At 42.8% G+C, this 21,554-nt stretch carries 13 protein-coding genes and 1 pseudogene; 9 read left to right on the top strand and 5 right to left on the bottom strand.

Translation table 11 applies throughout. The annotated features are described in order from the left end of the window. Positions 1-113: 113 nt before the first annotated feature. From VYM24_RS07020 to VYM24_RS07055, 8 genes and pseudogenes are all read left to right on the top strand, one after another. Positions 114-3,218 carry a SusC/RagA family TonB-linked outer membrane protein gene (locus VYM24_RS07020; protein ID WP_299096070.1) on the top strand — a complete coding sequence of 1,035 codons (3,105 nt, stop codon included), beginning with the start codon at positions 114-116 and terminating at the stop codon, positions 3,216-3,218. A 12-nt stretch (positions 3,219-3,230) separates the two neighbouring features. Continuing rightward, the gene (locus VYM24_RS07025) at positions 3,231-4,937 is read left to right on the top strand and encodes a RagB/SusD family nutrient uptake outer membrane protein (RefSeq protein WP_330941847.1); all 1,707 of its coding nucleotides are present in this window, start codon (positions 3,231-3,233) and stop codon (positions 4,935-4,937) included. Positions 4,938-5,036: 99 nt separating this feature from the next. Continuing rightward, entirely contained in the window at positions 5,037-6,161 is a 1,125-nt protein-coding gene (locus VYM24_RS07030; RefSeq protein WP_330941848.1) for a glycerophosphodiester phosphodiesterase, read from the top strand. Between the two features lie 25 nt (positions 6,162-6,186). Then, positions 6,187-7,557, top strand: coding sequence for an FAD-dependent oxidoreductase (locus VYM24_RS07035; protein WP_330941849.1), 1,371 nt, complete (start codon positions 6,187-6,189; stop codon positions 7,555-7,557). 17 nt (positions 7,558-7,574) lie between these two features. Continuing rightward, complete coding sequence (locus VYM24_RS07040) at positions 7,575-8,816, top strand: ComEC/Rec2 family competence protein (RefSeq protein ID WP_330941850.1); 1,242 nt, start codon at positions 7,575-7,577, stop codon at positions 8,814-8,816. A gap of 19 nt (positions 8,817-8,835) precedes the next feature. Further along, positions 8,836-10,380, top strand: a complete 1,545-nt coding sequence (locus VYM24_RS07045; protein ID WP_291553768.1) for a sodium:solute symporter family transporter — start codon at positions 8,836-8,838, stop codon at positions 10,378-10,380. 4 nt (positions 10,381-10,384) lie between these two features. Then, positions 10,385-11,809 (top strand): annotated as a pseudogene (locus VYM24_RS07050) (sialate O-acetylesterase); the annotation flags it as partial. Positions 11,810-11,824: 15 nt separating this feature from the next. After that, positions 11,825-13,498 carry a sulfatase gene (locus VYM24_RS07055; protein ID WP_330941851.1) on the top strand — a complete coding sequence of 558 codons (1,674 nt, stop codon included), beginning with the start codon at positions 11,825-11,827 and terminating at the stop codon, positions 13,496-13,498. A 64-nt stretch (positions 13,499-13,562) separates the two neighbouring features. On the opposite strand, the gene VYM24_RS07060 is transcribed toward VYM24_RS07055, so the two are convergent. The 4 genes from VYM24_RS07060 to rpsO all read right to left on the bottom strand — a co-directional run bounded on the left by VYM24_RS07060 (position 13,563) and on the right by rpsO (position 18,488). After that, positions 13,563-15,209: an AMP-binding protein gene (locus tag VYM24_RS07060; RefSeq protein WP_291553772.1), complete on the bottom strand. Its 1,647-nt coding sequence runs from the start codon at positions 15,207-15,209 to the stop codon at positions 13,563-13,565. A 95-nt stretch (positions 15,210-15,304) separates the two neighbouring features. Continuing rightward, complete coding sequence (locus VYM24_RS07065; protein ID WP_007211819.1) at positions 15,305-15,880, bottom strand: helix-turn-helix domain-containing protein; 576 nt, start codon at positions 15,878-15,880, stop codon at positions 15,305-15,307. Positions 15,881-16,728: 848 nt separating this feature from the next. After that, a complete protein-coding gene (locus VYM24_RS07070) occupies positions 16,729-18,003 on the bottom strand; it encodes an ATP-binding protein (protein WP_330941852.1) in 1,275 nt (424 codons plus the stop codon). Between the two features lie 215 nt (positions 18,004-18,218). After that, entirely contained in the window at positions 18,219-18,488 is a 270-nt protein-coding gene (gene rpsO / locus VYM24_RS07075) for a 30S ribosomal protein S15 (protein WP_007211822.1), read from the bottom strand. Between the two features lie 157 nt (positions 18,489-18,645). Here rpsO and typA point away from each other — a divergent pair, with 157 nt between their 5' ends. Next, the gene (typA, locus tag VYM24_RS07080; RefSeq protein ID WP_291553777.1) at positions 18,646-20,445 is read left to right on the top strand and encodes a translational GTPase TypA; all 1,800 of its coding nucleotides are present in this window, start codon (positions 18,646-18,648) and stop codon (positions 20,443-20,445) included. Between the two features lie 90 nt (positions 20,446-20,535). On the opposite strand, the gene VYM24_RS07085 is transcribed toward typA, so the two are convergent. Next, positions 20,536-21,540, bottom strand: coding sequence for a hypothetical protein (locus VYM24_RS07085; RefSeq protein WP_330941853.1), 1,005 nt, complete (start codon positions 21,538-21,540; stop codon positions 20,536-20,538). Positions 21,541-21,554: the final 14 nt, after the last annotated feature.

Below are 21,554 nucleotides of genomic sequence, written 5' to 3' on the forward strand. Positions count from 1 at the left end.
GTTCTTAAGTCGACTTAAGAGTACTTATGAGATAGAATTGTAAATTATAAATAGAATTAATTGTTTAACCTTTTTTTATGGATATGATACATAGTTTATTAAGAACTTTCAGAATGAAGCCTTCCCAACTAGGTCGTGCTACATTCATGCTGGTGTGCTCATTTTTCAGCATATTTATAGCCAGTGCAAATGGTATAGAAGATTCTCCCGGATCCGAGCGGGAAATAACGGGGTACGTTCAGGATGCTCAGGGTGAACCGGTCATTGGAGCGAGCATCAGGGTAAAAGGAACAACTGTCGGCACCATTACTGATGTGAGCGGCCGTTATACTGTTAAAGCTACAAATGAATCAACTTTAGTTATTTCTTTCGTTGGATACAGAACTGAAGAGGTGAAGGTGGGTAATCATAATACTATTGATATAATTCTTCAGGAAGACTCAGAGCTTATAGATGAAGTGGTTGTTATTGGTTATGGTACCGCTAAGAAAAAAGATTTGACAGGCGCTGCTGCTAATATTAAAGGTGATAAGGTTGCTGAGCGTCGTACTACACAATTGGCTACGGCTCTTCAAGGTGCTGTATCAGGTGTATTGGTGACTCGTTCAAGTGGTGAGCCTGGAGCAGGTGCAAGTAATATTCTGGTGCGTGGTGTAACTACAATTGGAGATTCATCACCTTTGATCGTAGTCGATGGTATTCCTGTAGATAATATTAACGATGTTAATGCCAATGATGTGGAAAGTATCACGGTGTTGAAAGATGCAGCTTCTGCTTCCATTTATGGGTCTCGTGCAGCGGCAGGTGTAATTTTGGTGACGACCAAACGTGCGACTGAGAAAGACTTGCGTATCAGTTATAACTTCGAGTATGGTATTGAAATCCCCACTGCCCAACCGAAACAGGTTGATTTTCAACGCTATCTTGAAATGGTTAACGAGTTGAAATACAATGATAATCCTGCTGGGGGCCTTTACACGGTCTATACTGAGGATCAGGTTAATAATTGGGTAAAGAACAATAAAACCGATCCCGATAACTATCCGATAACTGATTGGTATGACCTCTTGATTAAGGGCTCGGCACCACGCCAAACCCATACGTTGAATCTTGTTGGCGGTAGTAAAAATGTTAAGACGAGAGCATCTCTTAGCTACGAAAAAGTAGATGGGCTTTATAAAGATGCTGAAAACTACTACGAAAGATATATGGCAAGGTTAAATAACGACTTGACATTCAGTAAGTATCTTGCCGCTTCGTTAGATTTAAATGTAAAGTATGCCAAGAATCATGAACCAATGTTTTCGGATGTTTGGAACAGTATTTTGGTAGCCTCACCTGCTTATGCATGGCAGTGGGAGCATGGCGGTCTGGCTGATGTGAAAGGTGGTAATAATCTCTATGGCCGTCTGGTTGAGGGTGGCTACAATGAAACTTATTCTACAAAGATTGGTGGGCGTGTTTCTATTGACTTCACTCCATTCAAAGATTTGAAAATATCAGCTGTACTTGCTCCGGATTTCTCGATTTCTAAAGGTAAGAAGTTTCAGAAAAAGGCTGGATTTACATCACAAGATGATCCTACTACCATCATTGGTACGTTTGCCGGTTGCGGCTCTACTAAGCTGACAGAGAAACGGGCCGACTCCCGTTCGCTAACTACACAGTTTATTGCAAACTATATGAAAAAGTTTGGTAAGCATGACTTCAATATTATGCTTGGTTACGAAAACTATTATTACCATCATGAAACAATGAGTGCTTCAAGTGACCATTACGATTTGGACAGTTATCCTTATCTGGATGCAGGTCCTAAGGACTATTTAGCAAATTCCGGTTCCGCATATGAGAATGCTTATCGTTCATTCTTTGGTCGAGTTATGTATAGCTTCAATCATCGTTATCTGCTTCAGGTCAATGTTCGTCGTGACGGTTCATCACGTTTCCATAAAGATTCTCGTTGGGGTACATTCCCTTCCGTGTCAGCTGGTTGGATTATCAGTGAAGAACCTTTCATGGAAAAAATAAATGCCAAAACGCTTTCATTCCTAAAGCTGAGAGCTTCTATCGGTACTCTGGGTAACGAACGTATCGGTAACTACCCCTATGTCTCATTGATGGAGTTTACTAATTCGTTGTTCTATAACAAGGCTGATGCAAGTGAATCTACTTACTACAAAGGGGCCGCTCAAATCCAATATCCTATACGCAATCTAACATGGGAAACGACTGAAACATACGATATTGGTGTTGATGCGCGATTCTTTGACGGGCGTTTATCTTTTGTGGGCGACTATTATTACAAGCGTACAAAAGACATGTTGCTTGATCTTGAAATACCTAAATATATGGGATATTCTAATCCGTCACAGAATGCGGGTAAAATGCATACCAGGGGCTATGACCTTGAACTATCATGGAATGACCGTATTGGTGAGTTTACCTATGGCATCTCTGCTAACCTTTCTGATTATATTTCTAAAATGGACGACCTGAGCGGTACGCAGTTCATGGGCGATCAAGTGAAGATGACCGGTAGTTTATTTGATGAATGGTATGGTTACATTTCTGAAGGCTTGTTTCAAACCCAGGAAGAACTGGACAAATCTGCTACACTAAATAGCAATACACAGGTTGGTGATGTGAAATATAAAGATATCTCTGGTCCGGATGGTGTGCCTGATGGCATTATCTCTCCCGAATATGACCGTGTACTTCTTGGGAATTCGCAACCTCGCTTCATGTATGGTGGAACATTGTCGGCTGCTTATAAAGGTTTTGACTTTAGTACTGCTTTCCAGGGCATTGGTAAGCAAAAGGTACGTATGAACTCTAAGATGGTTCAACCTTATCACAACCAGTGGGGAAGCATTCCTGCCATTATAGATAGAAATTATTGGAGTTCCTTCAATTCTGAAAAAGAGAATCTGGCGGCACGTTATCCACGTCTCACTTATCAGAACAATGATAGTAATAACGCTATGTCAACCTTCTGGATGTTCAACGGTAGTTATTTTCGCTTGAAGAACATTACCTTAGGATACACTCTTCCGGCGAGCCTTACGCAAAAGGCTAAGATTGAGCGGGTTCGTTTCTATGTATCGGCCAATGACCTGTTCTGTCTGAGCCATTATCCTGACGGTTGGGATCCTGAACGAGGAACTACCTCTTATGCTATGACCACTTCGGTGTTGTTTGGATTGAATATTAATTTTTAATGGATTAGAACAATGAAAAATATATATATTATACTGACAGTATTCGCACTTTCATTGGTATCGTGCAACAGCTTGGATCTGTATCCACTAGACCAAGGTTCAAGTGAAACCTGGTACAGTAACGAAACCGAGTATGAAATGGCGGTGAATGATTTGTATCGCACTGCATTTTGGCCTGTTGCCAAAGAAGCTTGGTCTGATGACTACCTTTATCGTGACGTTGCCGGTCCTGACATTGTCGATGGAACGTTAAACAGTGAAACAAATACGTCCGGTAGTGTTGAGCTGGCAACATTCTATACCAACCAATACAAGGCCATTGCCCGTTCCAATGCTATCATCGCTAATTTGGATCGTGGTCGTGAAAATGGGATCAATGAGGCTACTCTGTTGTCTTATGAAGCTCAGGCACGTTTTTCACGTGCTGCACATTATGCTATGCTGGTCTTTGCTTTTGGTGATGTAGTCTATGTAGAAGATCTGTTAACTATTGAAGCTGCATCTAAAATGGCACGGTCACCTAAAGCTGATGTGATTAAAATCATTTATGATGATTTTGATTATGCTGCTGAACATCTTCCGGCTTCTTATACTGGAAAACAGGTAGCAACCAAAGGTGCCGCTTTGGCATTGAAAGCACGCTATGCGTTGTATTTCGGTGATTATGAGATCGCTGCTACAGCAGCAAAAGCGTGTATGGATCTGGGTATCTATAAACTTCATAAAGATTATGGTGATTTATTCTATACGAAGAATGCTGAAGAGTCAATCTTTTTATTGCCTCATTCAACAGCTCTCCTGATTGGTAATATCGGCGATGCAAAAAGCTACTACCCACGTACAGCGGGCGGTTTTTCGAGCAAGGTTCCTTCGTGGGCACTACTTGCAGCTTACGAGTGTACCGATGGTAAGTTGATTGATGAGTCGCCTCTATTTGATTCTCACAATCCTTTTCAGAATCGAGATCCTCGCTGCACAGCTTCGATCGTGGAATTTGGAAGTGAGTTCGTTGGCTATGAATATAACCCTCATCCGGAGGTTACTAAAGTAATGGACTATTCAACAGGGAAGCTGGTGAATAACGGTGATACTCGTGCCAGGGCTCAGTTTGCTTCTTTTACCGGTTTGGTGTGGAGAAAGTCAGTTGACAGAACGTGGGGACCCGATACCAACTTTACCCCCGAGAATGACCTGATAATTATCCGGTATGCCGATGTGCTTTTGATCTATGCTGAGGCTAAGATTGAGTTGAACCAGATTGACCAAAGCGTTTTGGATGCTATTAATCAGGTGCGTGCACGTGCCTATGGCGTGGAATTGAGTGATGTTTCTAATTATCCTGCCATTACAACAACCAATCAGAAAGAACTCCGAACGGTTCTTCGTCGTGAACGGAGGGTTGAATTAGCCTTTGAGGGACTTCGGTATTACGATTTGATTCGTTGGGGATTGGCTCAAAAAGCGTTGAATAAACCAAACTGTGGTGTACTCTATCCCGGAAATGAATTGATAGATAAAGTGGTAAAACCGGGACATTGGTTCTGGCCCTATGCTCCAGAAATAGATGAAGATGGTATTGCTGATTTTTCGAGAATGGTAAGCGATGGCTATGTACAGGTTTGTTCTAAGGGAGCTTTCTCTGAAAGACAATATTTATGGCCTATTCCGGCGAAAGAGCTGGTGATTAATCCTAATATGACTCAGAATCCAGGATATTAGTTCATAAATTGTTTTATCTATAAGTGGCAGAGCTAATGGTAGTATGGAAAAATATCTGGAGTTCTGCTACTTATTTTCAGTGAATAACATATGTTAGTAATGAAGAAATTCGTCTTTTTCTGTTTTATAATCTGTAGTTGGGTAACGGGATTACATGCTCAGCGCGTCTTTATAGCTCATCGGGGTGTCAATATGCATGGCACAATTGCCGGAGAGAATTCTCTGGAGGCCATTTCATTGGCCAAACGCGCCGGTTTTCAAGCTATTGAGACTGATGTACGCCTGTCAGCTGATGGATGTCTGGTAGTGATGCATGACAGTACACTAAACCGTACCTGCCTGAATGCCGACGGAACAACACTCTCCGTTCAAATTCCGGTTAAAACAAAGACACTTATAGAACTGAAACAGGATTTTATCTTAAAGGCTGATAAATCGGAAATGAGAAGTCGGATACCTACATTAAGGGAATTTCTAACCGAATGTAAACGGAACGGACTTTATACATTTATTGAACCTAAATTGCTTGATGAAACTGGTCGGCATTATAAAGATATAATCACTCTTGCAGATGAAGTGCTTGGAAAGAGAAATTACGTTATTACTTCCAATAATCGTGCTAATGAGATTATTCGAGATCTTGGAGTTTACGATGTCCGGTTAATGGGAATTTTATATCAGACTGTCTTTGAAAAGATACAGAATCAGGGAGATTGTATTATGGCTATCAGTGCTTCCCGCTTTGATGAGGATGAGTATGACCGGTACGTTGCTTTAGCTAAGTTGCATGGTCTTATGAGAGAATCTCATGCCGACAAATTCGTGCATTTCAATAAAATTAATCGTAATGATATTAATTTCATCTCCACGGATTTGTTGGCTCCCGACCTGAACGGTCAGGGTACCCTTTTGGTTGATAAACATGAAATTAAGGATTTTATTTGCCCGGTCATAACTAAGGTTGGAAGTATATTACTAAAAAAGGAACAAACGGTAGTACTCAACGAGCCGTTACCTTGCGTAACCTTTGGTGGAATCTATTTAGAGATTGAACTGAAAGGAAACGTTGAAATTGAGTTGGGAAATCAGGTTTTTAATGTGAAAACCGAAGATATTGCTAAACATCAGGTTCTTATATATAATGCTTCTCCGGCATTTAAGGTTAAGTCGCTTTCTGATGAATCTGAGATTAAGAGACTAATGTTGAAAATCGTACAATTTTGAAAATACTATTATAACATATATCATCATGGAATTAATGAAAACGTATACAGAAAAAGAAAGGCAAATAGAAGTCATCAATGACGTTGATGTCTTGGTTGTTGGTGGTGGGCCTGCCGGTGTCGGTGCTGCTATCGGTGCTGCCAAGGCCGGAGCTTCGACCATGCTTGTTGAGGCGATGGGCTCGTTTGGTGGCATGTGGACCAATGGTCTGGTGATCACATTGGCCGGGTTCAACAGTTGGTTGCGTCCTTATCGCCGTTGTGTAGATGGTGTTATGGGTGAATGGATTGCGATGGCTGAAAAGAAGGGAGGCGTTGAAAATAACCGTAGTTGGGTACTGAGCTCTGACCCTGAGATTATGAAACTGACTGCTGATGAACTACTGTTGAAATATCAGGTAAGATGTCTGTTGCATACCTGGATGGCCGATGTCATTGTTGAAGAGAATAAAGTGAAGGGGGGCATTGTAGAGAATGTGGATGGGCGTAAGGCAATTATGGCTAAGATCGTAGTGGATTGTACCGGAAATGGGGATGTCATAGCGCGTGCCGGAGCCGGGTTTAATATATCACCTGAACTTCAGCCCATGACATTGCCTTTTTTTCTTGCGGAAGTTAACCCACAGGGAAGTGTAGGCTATGAAGATGAATTGACAATACCGTTTGGTCCTGGACCCGGTTTCTTAGGGAAAGAATTGTTAACCGAATATACCTCGCGAAGGAGAGATGTCGGAATTGACCGTGAGATGCTCAGTAATGCCTCTGAGGCCGATGAACTTCCTTTCTTTGGTGGTCCCTGGTTTGGCGGTTTAAGAAAAAACTATCCTTGGGTTAATACGACACGTGTTTATGGATCGGCGGTTAATGCAAACGAGCTGACTGCTGCTGAAATGGAGGCACGTAGTGATGCTCACCGTATTGTCAACTATTACAAAAAACATTGCAAAGGCTTTGAGAACAGTTGGATTATGAATACTTCAGCCACCATTGGCATTCGCGAAACCCGTAGGCTTGATGGGGTCTATACCATGACCAAAAATGACATTGTATCCAACCGCAAGTTTGAAGATTCAATAGCATTGGGTGTTTGGCCCATTGATGTGCACCCTCCTAAAAATCAAAACGGTATGCATGACATGTATGTACCTCTTCCATTCCAAATACCTTATCGCAGTTTGTTACCTGCCAAGATTGATAATCTGCTGGTTGGTGGTCGTTGTATCTCGGTTGATCGTGAGGCTCTCGGCACTGTCAGGGTTGGGGCTACTTGCGGAGCTACAGGACATGCAGCCGGTGTGGCGGCAGCCTTGGCGGCGCAAACGGGAAGTACTCCCCGTAATCTCTCTTGCAATGAGGTTCGGAAAGAAATATTGAATCAAAAGGCTATTATTGAATAAAATAACAAGAAGATACTATGAATATCCCATTTAAAATACCGGTTATAGCATTATTAGTTCTCTTTTCAATGACTATCCGGGCTCAGGAAGTAAAAATAGGTAAGGTATTACCAGCGTGGAAGGAAGGCTATCTTGATATTCATGCCATCAACACTGGACAAGGGGAATGTACTTTCTTTATATTACCCGACGGTACTACGATGTTGGTTGATGCCGGTGAAATTCGAGAAAAAGCACCCAACATTGTGCCACAAAAACCAAATGAAGAAATAGCTCCTTATGAAACCTATGCAAAATATATTGCACATTTCATGAAGGGAACTAAACAGAAGGCAATTGACTATATGCTTCTGACTCACTTTCATATCGACCACATGGGTGAAATTAATAAAGGATGCAAGTGGGCGGAGAATAAGGCTTATCAGCTAACCGGTATATCTGGTGTGGGCGATTGTATCCCCTTTAGGAAGGCTATTGACCGTGGTTGGCCGGACTATAACGATCCAATAGCGCCTATAAGTAAAGCATTTCCGAACTATTTGAATTTTATAAAATGGCAGAAGGAGAAAAATGGTATGGAGATTGAACAATTTAAAGTTGGCAAGAAAGATCAGCTTGTGCTCGTTCATAATGCTGCTAAATATCCCACTTTCGAAATTCGTAATATAGCGGCTAACGGACGTGTGTGGACTGGGGTTGAAGATATTGAGCGTAATTATTTCATTCCCACTGACCAACTGTCCAAAAGTGAATGGCCGGATGAAAACCAGTGTTCCATTGTTTTTCGTGTTTCTTATGGCAAATTTGATTACTTCACCGGGGCAGACCTGCCTGCCGTAACCACTTTGGATTGGCAGAATCTGGAATTACCGGTTGGCTCGGTGACGGGTCCGGTAGAAGCATGTAAGAGTAATCATCACATGAATTACGATGCGATGGGCGTTACACTTCTCAAAGCTCTTCGGCCCCAGGTCGTTGTAGTTCATAATCGAAAGGCACAGCAGCCGGATATTGAAGTGTTGCGTCGTATTCTTTCTGCGACAAAGGCTTATCCAGGAGAGAAGGATGTATTTTCAACCAACTTCCATCCTGCAACAGCGCTTGTTGCCTATCCTAACACCAAACAGATGGCTGCTAAGCAGGGACATATTGTAATTCGCGTACAACCCGGTGGTAATGAATTTTATGTCTATGCCCTCGATGATACAAGTGACAACTATGCTGTGACCTCCATTCATGGACCTTATATCTGTAATTAATACACTAAAACCCGATACCATGCAATTATTAGATTGGATTATAGTAATTCTATTTTTGGGAGCCTTGACAATGATAGGTTTCCTCTTCTCTCGTAAAAATAAAAATGTTGAAGATTATTTCCTTGGCGGGCGAAGTATGCCGACGTGGTTGGTAGCTTTTGCTGCGGTTGGAACATCAATCAGTGCCGGTACATTTGTTGGCGCACCTCAAATTGCTTTCGACGGTAACTTTACTTATATCATGCTTAGTGTTGGGGCGATAATTGGTGGCTTAATGGCAGCTTATATTATTTTGCCTGCCCTTTATAAAGCCAATACGATAACCATTTATGGTTATCTGGGTAATCGTTTTGGTGATGGCGCTAAAACGGCGACCAGTATCATGTTCTTGTTGGGGCAATTGCTCACGTCAGGCTCACGCCTTTTCATTGCTGCCATTGCGGTGTCTGTAATGCTTTATAATGATATATTGTTTCCTAACCTGATTGCTTCGATTGTGATTCTCGGCATTGTTAGTACAATCTATACAATGGCTGGAGGCATAAAAGGATTGATTTATATTGATACGATTCAAATTCTGCTCGTAATCGGTACTGGTCTGGTTGCCATTTATTTGTTATTTAGTGCCATTCCGCTATCGTTGGGTGAGATTGTCAATGTGCTTGAAAATACGGAGTCCGGTGATAAGCTACAGGTGATTGATCCGAAGTTGTCACTAACCGAACCCTATAATTTGATTGGTGCTCTTTTTGCCTGCGCCATCTTTAAGTTTGCACAATATAGTACGGATCAGGAATTTGTACAACGCCAGCTGACCTGCAAGTCTGTGAAAAAGGCGGCAAGTTCACTTGTATATTCTCAGGTTATCTCCCTTCCCGTTGTTGTGATCTTTATGATCATCGGTTCGTTGCTGTATGTGTTCTATTCACGTCCGGAGTTACTTGGTGCAACCGCACCGAGTGACATGTTAAATGATAGCCGTCAGGTATTCCCGCAATATATGTTCAACCACATGCCAACGGGTGTTCTTGGTCTGATGGTGGTAGGGCTGCTTGCAGCTGCATTGTCAAGTTTTAATTCGGCCATTAATTCAATGACCAGTAGCTTGTTCTCCGATCTTTATCTTCCTTGGAGACAAAAACGCGATAAGGGTAATGTGAAAGTTAAGTCAGAGTTGAAGGAATCACGTTTCCTTGTAGTCATTATGGGGATTGTATTGACGGCTTTTGCTATTATTGCTGCTTTGATGCAAGAAGCGGGCGATCAGTCGTTGGTTGATTTTGCGCTTGGCATCATGAGTTTCTCCTATGCCGGCATGTTGGGGATATTCCTTTGTGCTGTCTTGACCCGTCGTGGCAATGTTTATAGTGTGGTAGCCGCATTGGTTACCGGCTGTTTGGTAGTTCTGCTTCTTCAACCCGGCATTTTGGGCTGGTGGAGCACAGCTTTATTCGGTGCAACTCTCAAGCTGGCCTGGCCTTGGTGGGTTGTTGTTGGTGGTAGTATTAGTTTCCTTGTTTGTTGTATTGGAAAGAAAAAAGAATTGGTTAACTATAATGAATAGAGTAATGAAAAAGCAATGGGTATTATTGGTGGTGTTGGCTGTTGTTACTTGTTGCCCTGTGTTGGCTAAAGTAACACTTCCCGCTATCATTTCTGATAATATGGTTTTGCAACAAGATACCAGAGTTAATATCTGGGGGAAGGCAGAACCGGGTGAAGTCATAACTGTTCAACCTTCATGGGCTACTAAGGCTATGACTGCGGTTGCTTCTGAAGATGGCAAATGGATTGTGAAATTGAAAACGCCTCGTGCAACGATGAAAAATCAGTCGATTACCGTTAGTGGAGAGAACACTGTAACAGTCAGCAATATCTTGATTGGTGAGGTATGGCTTTGCGGTGGGCAGAGTAATATGCTTTTTCCGGTTGGCAAACAAAAAGAAGTGAAGTGGCAAACCGGTATGGAAGGGGCCTACAAAGAACTACAGGACGCCAATTATCCTGAAATCCGTCTCTTCACCGTGCCTTATTGCCTGGCACCTGACGGTGAACGTGATGATTGTGAGGGGAAGTGGCTTGTTTGTACTGCGGACCATGCTTATAATTTCTCAGCAGTGGGTTTTGTTTTCGGTCGACGTCTTTTCAAAGAACTCCATATTCCTGTCGGACTCATTCTTTCAGCCAAAGGTGATACACATGTGGAGTCATGGACTAAAATGGAGGTGATGGAAAATAACCCACTTTATGCAGATGTGTTCGATGAGTTTGGAGTAGAGAATGTGAAACAGAATAAACTCTATAAAGTTCCGTCCACACTATGGAACGGCATGATTAGACCAATTCTGGGTTACACCGTCAAGGGCACTATTTGGTATCAAGGGGAAGCCAATGCTATGCGCTATGAGCAATATCAACAGGTATTTACCAATATGATTAATAGTTGGCGTAAGGAGTGGAAGCAACCGGACATGCCTTTTTACTTCGTTCAGATTGCTCCTTTCAAAGGTCAGCCTGCCGGTATCCGGGAAGCTCAGCTTCAAACGTGGCAGGGTGGATTGAAGAATCTGGGCATGGTGGTTACTACTGACGTAGGCGATTCGCTTGATATCCATCCCCGCAACAAACGTGTTCCAGGAGAAAGATTAGCTTTATGGGCGTTGGCTAAACAATATGGTAAGAATATTGTCTGTTCCGGTCCTCTGTTTAAGTCTATGAAATTATCTGGGAGCAAACTTATACTGAGTTTTGATTATGCAGATAATGGTTTAATGACACCTAATGATGAACCAGTGGAAGGTTTCTATATAGCCGGTGCAGATCGGAAATTCTATCCTGCAAAAGCGATTATTAACGGTAACCGCATTGAAGTGTCCTCTTCTCAGGTGCAGGAGCCCGTGGCGGTACGTTATGCGTTTGCGAATTTCTTTCGGGCGAATCTTTATAATAAGGAAGGGCTACCGGCAACTCCGTTCCGCAGTGACTCATGGTCTAAAAAATAAATACATATGAAAATCAATAAATCAATATGCAGCTTGGCGTTAGCCGCTCCTTTAGTTCTCTCACAGAATCTCTATGCCGGACAGCGCCCTAATATCGTTTTCTTTTTAGTAGATGATTTCGGGTGGACAGAATCTTCTCTGTCTTTCGGTGAAGAAATATACCCTAATAACCAGCGTTTTAAAACGCCCAATATGGAGCGTCTTTCTCAAATGGGTGTCATGATGACAAACGCTTATGCTTGTCCGGTTTCAACACCTACACGTGCATCTCTAATGACTGGCATGAGCCCTGCTCACATGAAGATTACGTCGTTTATTTCACTCTATAAAGATATTGTGCCGGATGCAATTGGCGGTCACCCTGGTGCCACCAATGAGAACCTCGATGATATTTTTGCTCATCCGGAGTGGAATTATAATGCTTTCTGTCCCGTTTCTCTTGAACCGGAACGTGAAACATACGGGCTCAATCATACCTTCTATGCAACTCCTATGGTTGAAATTCTTCGTGATGCGGGCTATCATACTATTCATGTGGGTAAGGCACATTGGGGGCCTGCGGGTACGCCCGGCTCAAATCCTTATAATATGGGCTTTGTGGTTAACATTGCCGGTTCGAGCAATGGTCATCCCAAAAGCTATCTTCCCGAAGATAATTTTGGCAATTTACCGGGTAAGGGTGATTATGGTTCGGTACAAAATATGTCACAATATTATGGTACTGATGTACATCTGACCGAAGCTATGACCCGCGAAGCACTCAAAACGCTTGAACATCCCATCAGGCAGAAGTTACCTTTCTATCTCTATTTTTCCCATTATTCTAATCATACTCCCATTCAACGGGATAAGCGGTATATTCAGCCCTACCTTGATGCCGGAATGGATGAAGGACAGGCGCGCTATGCTTCCATGGTGGAAGGCATGGATAAAGGTTTGGGTGATGTACTTGATTTCTTGGAAACTAAAGGTGTGGCTGACAATACAATTATCATTTTTTACTCCGATAACGGAGGACATAGTGTAGGAAATGAGAAGGGTGGGGAACCTCATACTCAGAATCTCCCATTACGTGAGGGGAAAGGATCGGTTTATGAAGGTGGTATCCGTGTTCCTATGCTCTTTTGCTGGCCGGGTAAGGTTAGTGCCGGAACGCGTATCAATACGCCTGTTTCGGCGGAAGATGTGTTCCCGACAATCCTTGAAATGGCAGGGGTGAAGAAATACGAAACCGTTCAGGAACGAGATGGTCAGAGCTTAGTGAAACTGATTCAGAAAGGTTCCCGGTATGTGGCTAAGGCTCAGAAAAGTGGGAAGATTACCAATCAACGCGAGGCTAATGCTATTGTAATTCCCGAAGCTATTTCGGGCATTGACCCTGAGCGTGGCATCATCTTTCATTTTCCTCATCAGCTTCGCTTTGAGGATCAGGATGATATCGACTTCATGAGTGCTCTCCGTAAGGGCGATTGGAAATTGGTCTATCGTATGCATACTGCCGAACTGGAACTTTACAATCTTCGTGAAGATATTGGTGAACGTAACAATCTGGCTGCCCGACATTTGGAAATAGTGAGGGAAATGGCAAAAGAACTTGGTACCCGTCTTCGTGGTTGGGATGCCCCAATGCCTACCGTGAGGGCAACCGGGCAAAAGGTTCCCATGCCCGATGAATTATAATGTGTGGTTAAATAGAAACAGGCTGCAACTTAATTGTACAGCCTGTTTCTTTATATTTAATTCTTTATATTATTTCGATTCCTTGTGCCTTGCAAAGTTGCAACCCTACATCTTTCAGTTTGAATTTCTGTATCTTGCCGCTGCCCGTCATAGGGAATTCGTCAATGAAGAATACATATTTAGGTATTTTGTAACGTGAAATCTTGCCTGTACAGAAGTCGCGTACATCCGATTCGTGTATATCTGCTCCTTCCTTCAGTATGATGAAAGCACCTACTTCTTCGCCATATTTTTTCGATGGGATGCCTGCCACTTGCACATCCTTCACACCTTCCAGCTTGTAGAGGAACTCTTCAATTTCTCGCGGATAGATATTTTCGCCGCCACGGATAATCATATCTTTGATGCGTCCGGTGATGCGGTAATTGCCATCTTCATCTTTCACACCAAGGTCACCGGAGTGAAGGAAGCCATTCTTGTCGATTACTTCGGCCGTGGCTTGCGGATTCTTATAGTAACCCTTCATGTTGTTATAGCCCCGGTTGCACATTTCGCCTTGCACACCTACCGGACATTCTTCTCCGGTTTCGGGATCGATAACCCTGACTTCGGTATGTTCAAAATCATGTCCTACGGTATTGCAACGGACATCGAACGGGTCGTCAATGCGTGAGGCTGTCATACCCGGCGATGTTTCTGTCAGACCATATACACTTGTAACTTTCATATACATCTTTTCTTCCACCTGCTTCATCAGTTCCACTGGGCAGAGTGAGCCGGCCATGATGCCGGTGCGCAGGCTGGACATATCGAACATGTCGAACATCGGATGATGCAACTCGGCAATGAACATTGTGGGGACACCGTACAGAGCCGTGCAGCGTTCTTTATGAATGGAGGCAAGCACTACCAGCGGATTGAAGCGTTCCACCATTACTTCCGTACAGCCATGTGTCAGACAGTTCATGGTGGCAAGTACTACACCGAAGCAGTGGAAGAGGGGTACACAAACGCATAACTTATCGTCGCTGGTGAACTTCATGTGTTCTCCTGTCAGATAGCCATTGTTAGTTATGTTATAGTGGGTGAGCATAACGCCTTTCGGGAATCCGGTGGTGCCGGATGTGTATTGCATATTCACTACATCATGGCAGGTTACCTGGCTTTTCAGATTATTCAGACATTCATCTTCCACATTGTTACCCAATAAGAGGATTTCGGCTGTATTGTACATACCGCGATGTTTCTCCTGGCCTACATAAACAACGTTGCGCATGTGCGGGAAGCGTTGGCTCTTCAAATGTCCGCGTTCGCAGGTTTTCAGTTCCGGCAGCATGGTGTAAGTCATTTGTACGAAGTCGCTGTCTTTTTCACCATTCACAATGCAAAGGGTATGCATATCTGAGTTTTCGCACAAGTATTCCAGTTCTGCCTGTTTGTAGTTGGTATTTACGGTGACATAGACGGCACCTATTTTGGCGCAGGCATACAGAAGAGTAAGCCAGTCGGGTACATTAGCGGCCCATATACCTACATGGGTGCCGCGTTTCACTCCGATAGAAATTAGTCCTTTTGCCATGTCGTCTACCCGGCGGTTGAACTGGCTCCAGGTGAAGCGCAGGTTACGGTCGGAATAAACGATATATTCTTTGTCGGGCGTAGTTTCTGCCCAGTGCTCCAGCCATTGGCCGAGCGTTCTTTCGTATAACATAGAAATGAAGAATTAAGAATGAAGAATGAAGAATTAGCCATGCGGTATCCTTATAGCGCAGCTCAATTCTTCATTCTTCATTCTTCATTATTAATTTAAATCGGAGTATAGATTACTGCAAGAATCTTGGCTGCCTGTCCTTCATAAGCATGCACATGGTGGGGAACGATGGAGTCGTAATAGATGCTATCTCCTTCTTCAAGCAGATATGTATTTTTGCCGTAACTTATTTCCATAATACCTTCCATAACCATTATAAACTCTTCACCTTCGTGAGAGGAGAGTACGAAATCACTATCTTCCGTAGCAGCTACATCGATGATAAACGGCTCCATGTGGCGGTCCGCTTTCGACTTGGACAGGGAATGATATTCCATGTGCTTACGGCTCTGGATAGCATTATTGGAGAAGCTGATACTGTCTTTGGCTTCCGTCTTGCGGCAGATGGCCGGACCCGTTTCATCCTGATCGTCAAGGAAAGTTCCCAGGCGTACACCCAGCACGCGGGCTATTTTGATGAGCGGGGCCAATGAAGGCAGGTCGATGTTATTTTCAATGCGTTCAATCTGTTCTACGGCTAAACCGGAACGTTCGGCCAGTTGCTCAATACTGATTGACTGGCTTTCACGGAGCGACTTGATTTTTTCTCCGACAATCTTGCTTGTATCCATAATTGATAATGTTTTTCGCCTATTAGGTTATAAATTGTATTGTTAAACTGCAAAAATAAAACAAACTTTTACTTGATGCAACAATACACGGAGAAAAGTTTAGCGTCCGGATTAAAAGAGACTGTACATATCTCCTGTTTGTGTTCTGTTCCATTTCTCTTTTGGGCTATACCTTCTTCGCGTCTTCTTCGCTTCTATAGAGGGACGAAAAGAGCGAAGAAGGTACGAAGCGGGTGTAATTGTCCTGTTTGTCGGATAATTGAGAAATTGCTTTTATTTGTTTAATATATATTGCAGGATGCTCTTATCGGAGAACAGGATGAAAGCAAATCTCCGCAAATATTTATCGGAAGATGAATCGCTGGATCTAATCACCATTCCCAAGGTGGGGTATAAACTTTCACGGAATTGATATTGCTGAATCTGACATTCTGACACTTTGTATTTTCTGTTTGCTGAGAATGCATTATATTCGTCCTCGCCTCCATCAGTTCAAAAGCAAGCGAACGAAAATCGGCAAAAGGCAGATTGATAATGCGATATCGAAATTCTTACGTTTCTGTTAGATTGAAACATACTCTGAAAACTGCGCAAATAAGTCTGAGTCGCAATGCAAATAGGTGCATTACCTATAAGTAGTAACCCTTTTAGGCGGAAGTAGTAACCAAACTACCTATAAGTAGTAACCTTTTCACTCGTAAGTAGTAACCCTTTCTTGCATAAGTTAGCCGTAAATGCGGAAGAATATACGGAAATGGCGTATGATTATTCTTTGTTTATTCACAAGATATGCTGGAAAGGTTCTTTTTGGAAAGAGGCTTGTCAGCAGAATGACTGATATCCTGTCGTTATGATGGGTAAACGGCGCATTTCGTTTCTGCCAGCCACTTCCACACAGGAATCACTTTTATGCTTATTCCATCCTGCTCAATAGTTTCTTCCTGATCTTTGCTGATAATCAAAGCAGTACTTATGTTCATGAAGCGGGAAAGGCTGACAAGGGCATTGACTTCCCTGTTTCGCGTCTGCTCGTCGCGGAGAGAATAGGAAACTTGAATAGCCAGCCCGGCGTCGGGAACTACGAAATCTACTTCTACATTCTTATTGTAATAAAAGAGTGCTTCTCCATATTGTTTATAGAGATGGATAGCTACAATATTTTCAAGTAGTTTGGTTTCCGGCTGGAAGAGGAATAGGTTGAGGATGCCGTTGTCGTAGAAATAATGTTTCTTTGTTCCTTCTCTCTGTGGGATGGAATCATTGAAATTACAGAGAGAGAAGATGAGATAAGCGTCGTGCAGATAACCTAAATAGCTGGAGATTGTTTCGCGGGTCACTTTGCTTCCATCTCCTTGCAAGATGTTCTGTAGCCTTTTGATGGCTGTTGGTTGAAGCACACTGTCTGCCAGCTTGCGTACTAACAGACGCAGGCTTTGTTCATTTCTTACGTTGTTTCTAATGACAATGTCCGAATAGAGTATTTTTTGATATAAGGATGTGAGCCAGGCGCGCTTGTCTGTGTAGTTGAAACTTTCGGGTAGGCCTCCATTGTAGAAGTAACCTTCGAACAGACGCACTACGTCGGTCCTGATGGGAGCCAGATGCCAGTGGGCATCCAGTGTAATATGATGATATTCCAGATATTCCGTGAAACTGAAGGGGTATATTTCCTGCATCAGGTATCGTCCCCCCAATGTAGAGGCTATTTCACGGCTGAGCATGTGGGCATTGCTACCCGTGATGAAAACTTGCCGTTTCTCATCTGCCAGCCGGCGTGCGAAGTGCTCCCATCCTTCTATATTCTGTATTTCGTCCAGAAAGATGATAGGCTCGAAGGCGAACATCTCTTTGTAACATTCTACAATCAGATGAAGTTCTTCCTTTTTAATATCCGTAATGCGTTCGTCCTCAAAGTTAATGAAGAGAATTTCTTGTTTACTATGTCCATCTTTTAGCAGTTGCTGTATATGCTGGTAGAGCATATAAGTTTTGCCGGCACGGCGGATACCCACAAATACATAATTACCATTTTCTTCAATGGACACTTTACGGGGCAATAGCTTCACCTGGCTAATGAACTCTTGCTGGTTCAGAATGATTTGTTTGATGATGTCTTTTTCCATACTTCAACTTGCTTGACATGCAAATATAGGAAATAATTCTATAAAGTGCATATTTTACTTGAAATATGTCTTCTATAGAAGACATAATAGGAGGAAGATATGTCTTGTATAGCTTTTGTGCTTATTTATTGTATAAGGATCGGAGATATTTGAAAACAAAAAAGGGAAGCTTTTTAACAGCTTCCCTTTTTAATGCTTTTGCTGCAAGTAACGGATTACTTACGCAGACCGAGCTCTTTAATGATGGCACGATATCTGGTGATGTCGCGATCCTTCAGGTAGTTCAGCAACGCACGGCGTTTTCCTACCAACATTGTCAAAGCTCTTTCAGTACTATAATCTTTTCTGTTGAGCTTAAGGTGCTCAGTCAGGTGGGAAATACGGTATGAAAACAAAGCTATCTGGGCCTCAGCTGAGCCAGTATCAGTGTTAGACTTTCCGTACTTGCCAAAGATTTCTTGCTTTTTAGCAGCGTCTAAATACATAACTTTTAATTAAATTGATATATAAATTTTCTCTTACGAGGCTGCAAAGATAGAGATAATCTTTTATACTGCAATGATATTCAATGAAATTTTTCTCTTGCTGCAACTATATCTAATGCAAAATTCGTACCTTTGCACCCAAATATATAGGTATTGTATGCAAAATATTAGAAACATTGCAATCATTGCCCATGTTGACCATGGGAAAACGACGCTTGTCGATAAGATGCTCTTGGCGGGAAATCTGTTCCGCAGCAACCAGAGCACAGGTGAATTAATGCTGGATAACAACGACTTGGAACGTGAACGAGGAATAACGATTCTCTCCAAAAACGTTTCTATCAATTACAAAGGAACTAAAATCAATATCATTGATACTCCGGGACACAGTGACTTCGGAGGTGAGGTAGAGCGTGTATTGAACATGGCAGACGGATGTATCCTGTTGGTGGATGCCTTCGAAGGTCCGATGCCCCAGACACGTTTCGTGTTGCAGAAAGCTCTGCAGATTGGCCTGAAACCCATCGTTGTGGTGAACAAGGTAGACAAACCGAACTGTCGTCCGGAGGAAGTATATGAAATGGTGTTCGACCTGATGTTCAGTCTTGAGGCTACGGAAGATCAGTTGGATTTCCCTGTTATCTACGGTTCTGCGAAGAACAACTGGATGAGTACGGACTGGAATACTCCTACTGATAATATCTTCGCATTACTGGACTGTATTGTAGAGAATATACCGGCTCCCACGCAGTTGGAAGGTACTCCGCAGATGTTGGTGACTTCTCTGGATTATTCTTCTTATACCGGACGTATTGCTGTAGGCCGTGTACATCGTGGTACGCTTAGAGAGGGGATGAATGTATCTCTGGCTAAGCGCGATGGAAGTTTTGTGAAATCAAAAATCAAGGAACTGCATACATTTGAAGGTATGGGACGTGCGAAGGTATCGGAAGTTTCTTCCGGTGATATCTGTGCGTTGGTAGGTATCGAAGGTTTTGAAATCGGTGATACGATCTGTGACTTTGAAAATCCGGAAGCATTGCCGCCTATCGCTATTGACGAACCGACTATGAGTATGTTGTTCGCTATTAATGATTCTCCTTTCTTCGGTCGTGATGGTAAGTTTGTGACTTCTCGTCATATCCATGACCGCTTGATGAAGGAATTGGATAAGAACCTTGCCTTACGCGTACGTAAAAGTGAGGAAGATGGTAAATGGGTAGTTTCCGGTCGTGGTGTACTTCATCTTTCTGTATTGATTGAAACCATGCGTCGCGAAGGTTATGAGCTTCAGGTTGGTCAGCCGCAGGTTATCTTCAAGGAGATTGACGGTGTGAAGTGCGAGCCGATTGAAGAACTGACTGTGAACGTTCCCGAAGAGTATGCCAGTAAGATTATCGATATGGTAACCCGCCGTAAGGGTGAGATGGTGAAGATGGAGAGTGCAGGCGAACGTGTAAACCTGGAATTTAATATGCCTTCACGTGGTATTATCGGTTTGCGTACGAATGTACTGACTGCTTCTGCCGGTGAAGCTATCATGGCACACCGCTTCAAAGAATATCAACCGCATAAAGGTGAGATTGAACGTCGTACCAACGGCTCCATGATTGCCATGGAAACGGGAACGGCTTTTGCTTATGCCATCGATAAATTGCAGGATCGTGGTAAGTTCTTTATCTTCCCGCAAGAAGAGGTGTATGCCGGACAGGTGGTAGGTGAACACTCCCATGATAACGACCTCGTGATTAATGTTACGAAATCCAAGAAGTTGACGAATATGCGTGCTTCCGGTTCGGATGATAAAGTTCGTCTGATTCCGCCTGTACAGTTCTCTTTGGAAGAGGCTTTGGAATATATCAAGGAGGATGAGTACGTAGAGGTTACACCGAAGGCAATGCGTATGCGTAAAGTGATTCTGGACGAGATAGAACGTAAACGTGCGAATAAGAATTAAAGAATAGTTGGAGATGAGTTAAACTCATCAAACCTAATGGAAAAGTAAAGGTGGGCTTTCAAATCGAACGCCCACCTTTACTTTTTTATTTTAGTTTCCTCCTTGCCAGGGTAAATCTTCCTGGGCACTGTTTTCCAGTTCGGTTTCTTCTACATGGATGCTGACATTGCTTCCTGTACCAAAATGATCGATATCGGAAATGACAATCGTATGCATATAATTTCTCTTGAAATTAATAGCATAGTTTAATATATCTTCGGCTTCTTTTCCTGTCCGGTGCACGGTGACTTTAACACGGGCGTTATCAGTCAGAATCTTTCCTGTTTCAACAAGAGTCGTCAAAGTTCTCATGGAAACCATAAGTTCGGGTGATTCTTTCTTATCAGGAGTCAACCATACAGTCGGTGCACCATCTATTTGGATTTCCAGTTTACAATCCGCTTGTAATCCGTTCTGTTTGAATTGTACACCGAAATACCGGCGATAAACTTCCAGTGTATTTGTCTGGTCGGTCGTTACGGTCAACTTGTCGATAAGACCATGGTATCTTTGAATAAAAGGACGAGTATAATTGCTCTGTCCGCTGGTTCCTATTTTGGAGTTTTCAAGATCGAAAAGATATTCTTGTGTGCCATCCGGTCGTTCGGCTGTAATGAACTTATTCGTGATTGTACCTAACTTTGGATCGTTTCCCTTGCTGAGTGTCAGTGGATAAAGTGTTCCATCTTTAGTCAATAAAGAGTCCTTTCCTTCTTTTATCATAGTACACGAGATGCGGTATTGATATCCGTCGAGGACATTCAACTTCAGATTCCCGGCTTTGATATTGTCAAAGATGCCATAAGCATAAGGCTTTTGAGTGACTGACCCGTTGGGATTCTGTATGAGCATGGCTACATTTATACCAAAAATCTCTTTCGAAGCATCGGCACGGCTCATTGGTTTTTCTGTGAGGGAACACTCGCCGCCTATATTAAGGTCCAGCTCAGTGTAAGTGGGCTCTTTCTCTTTATAAACATCTTCTCCTTTAAGGCAAGATTGCATAATCTGACTCAGGACGACTAATCCCGCTAAAATTAAATGTTTTGTTTTCATATATCTGTTTGTTT

It is taken from the genome of Bacteroides sp. MSB163 (genome assembly GCF_036416795.1).
GTDB classification, from domain to species: Bacteria; Bacteroidota; Bacteroidia; order Bacteroidales; family Bacteroidaceae; genus Bacteroides; species Bacteroides maternus.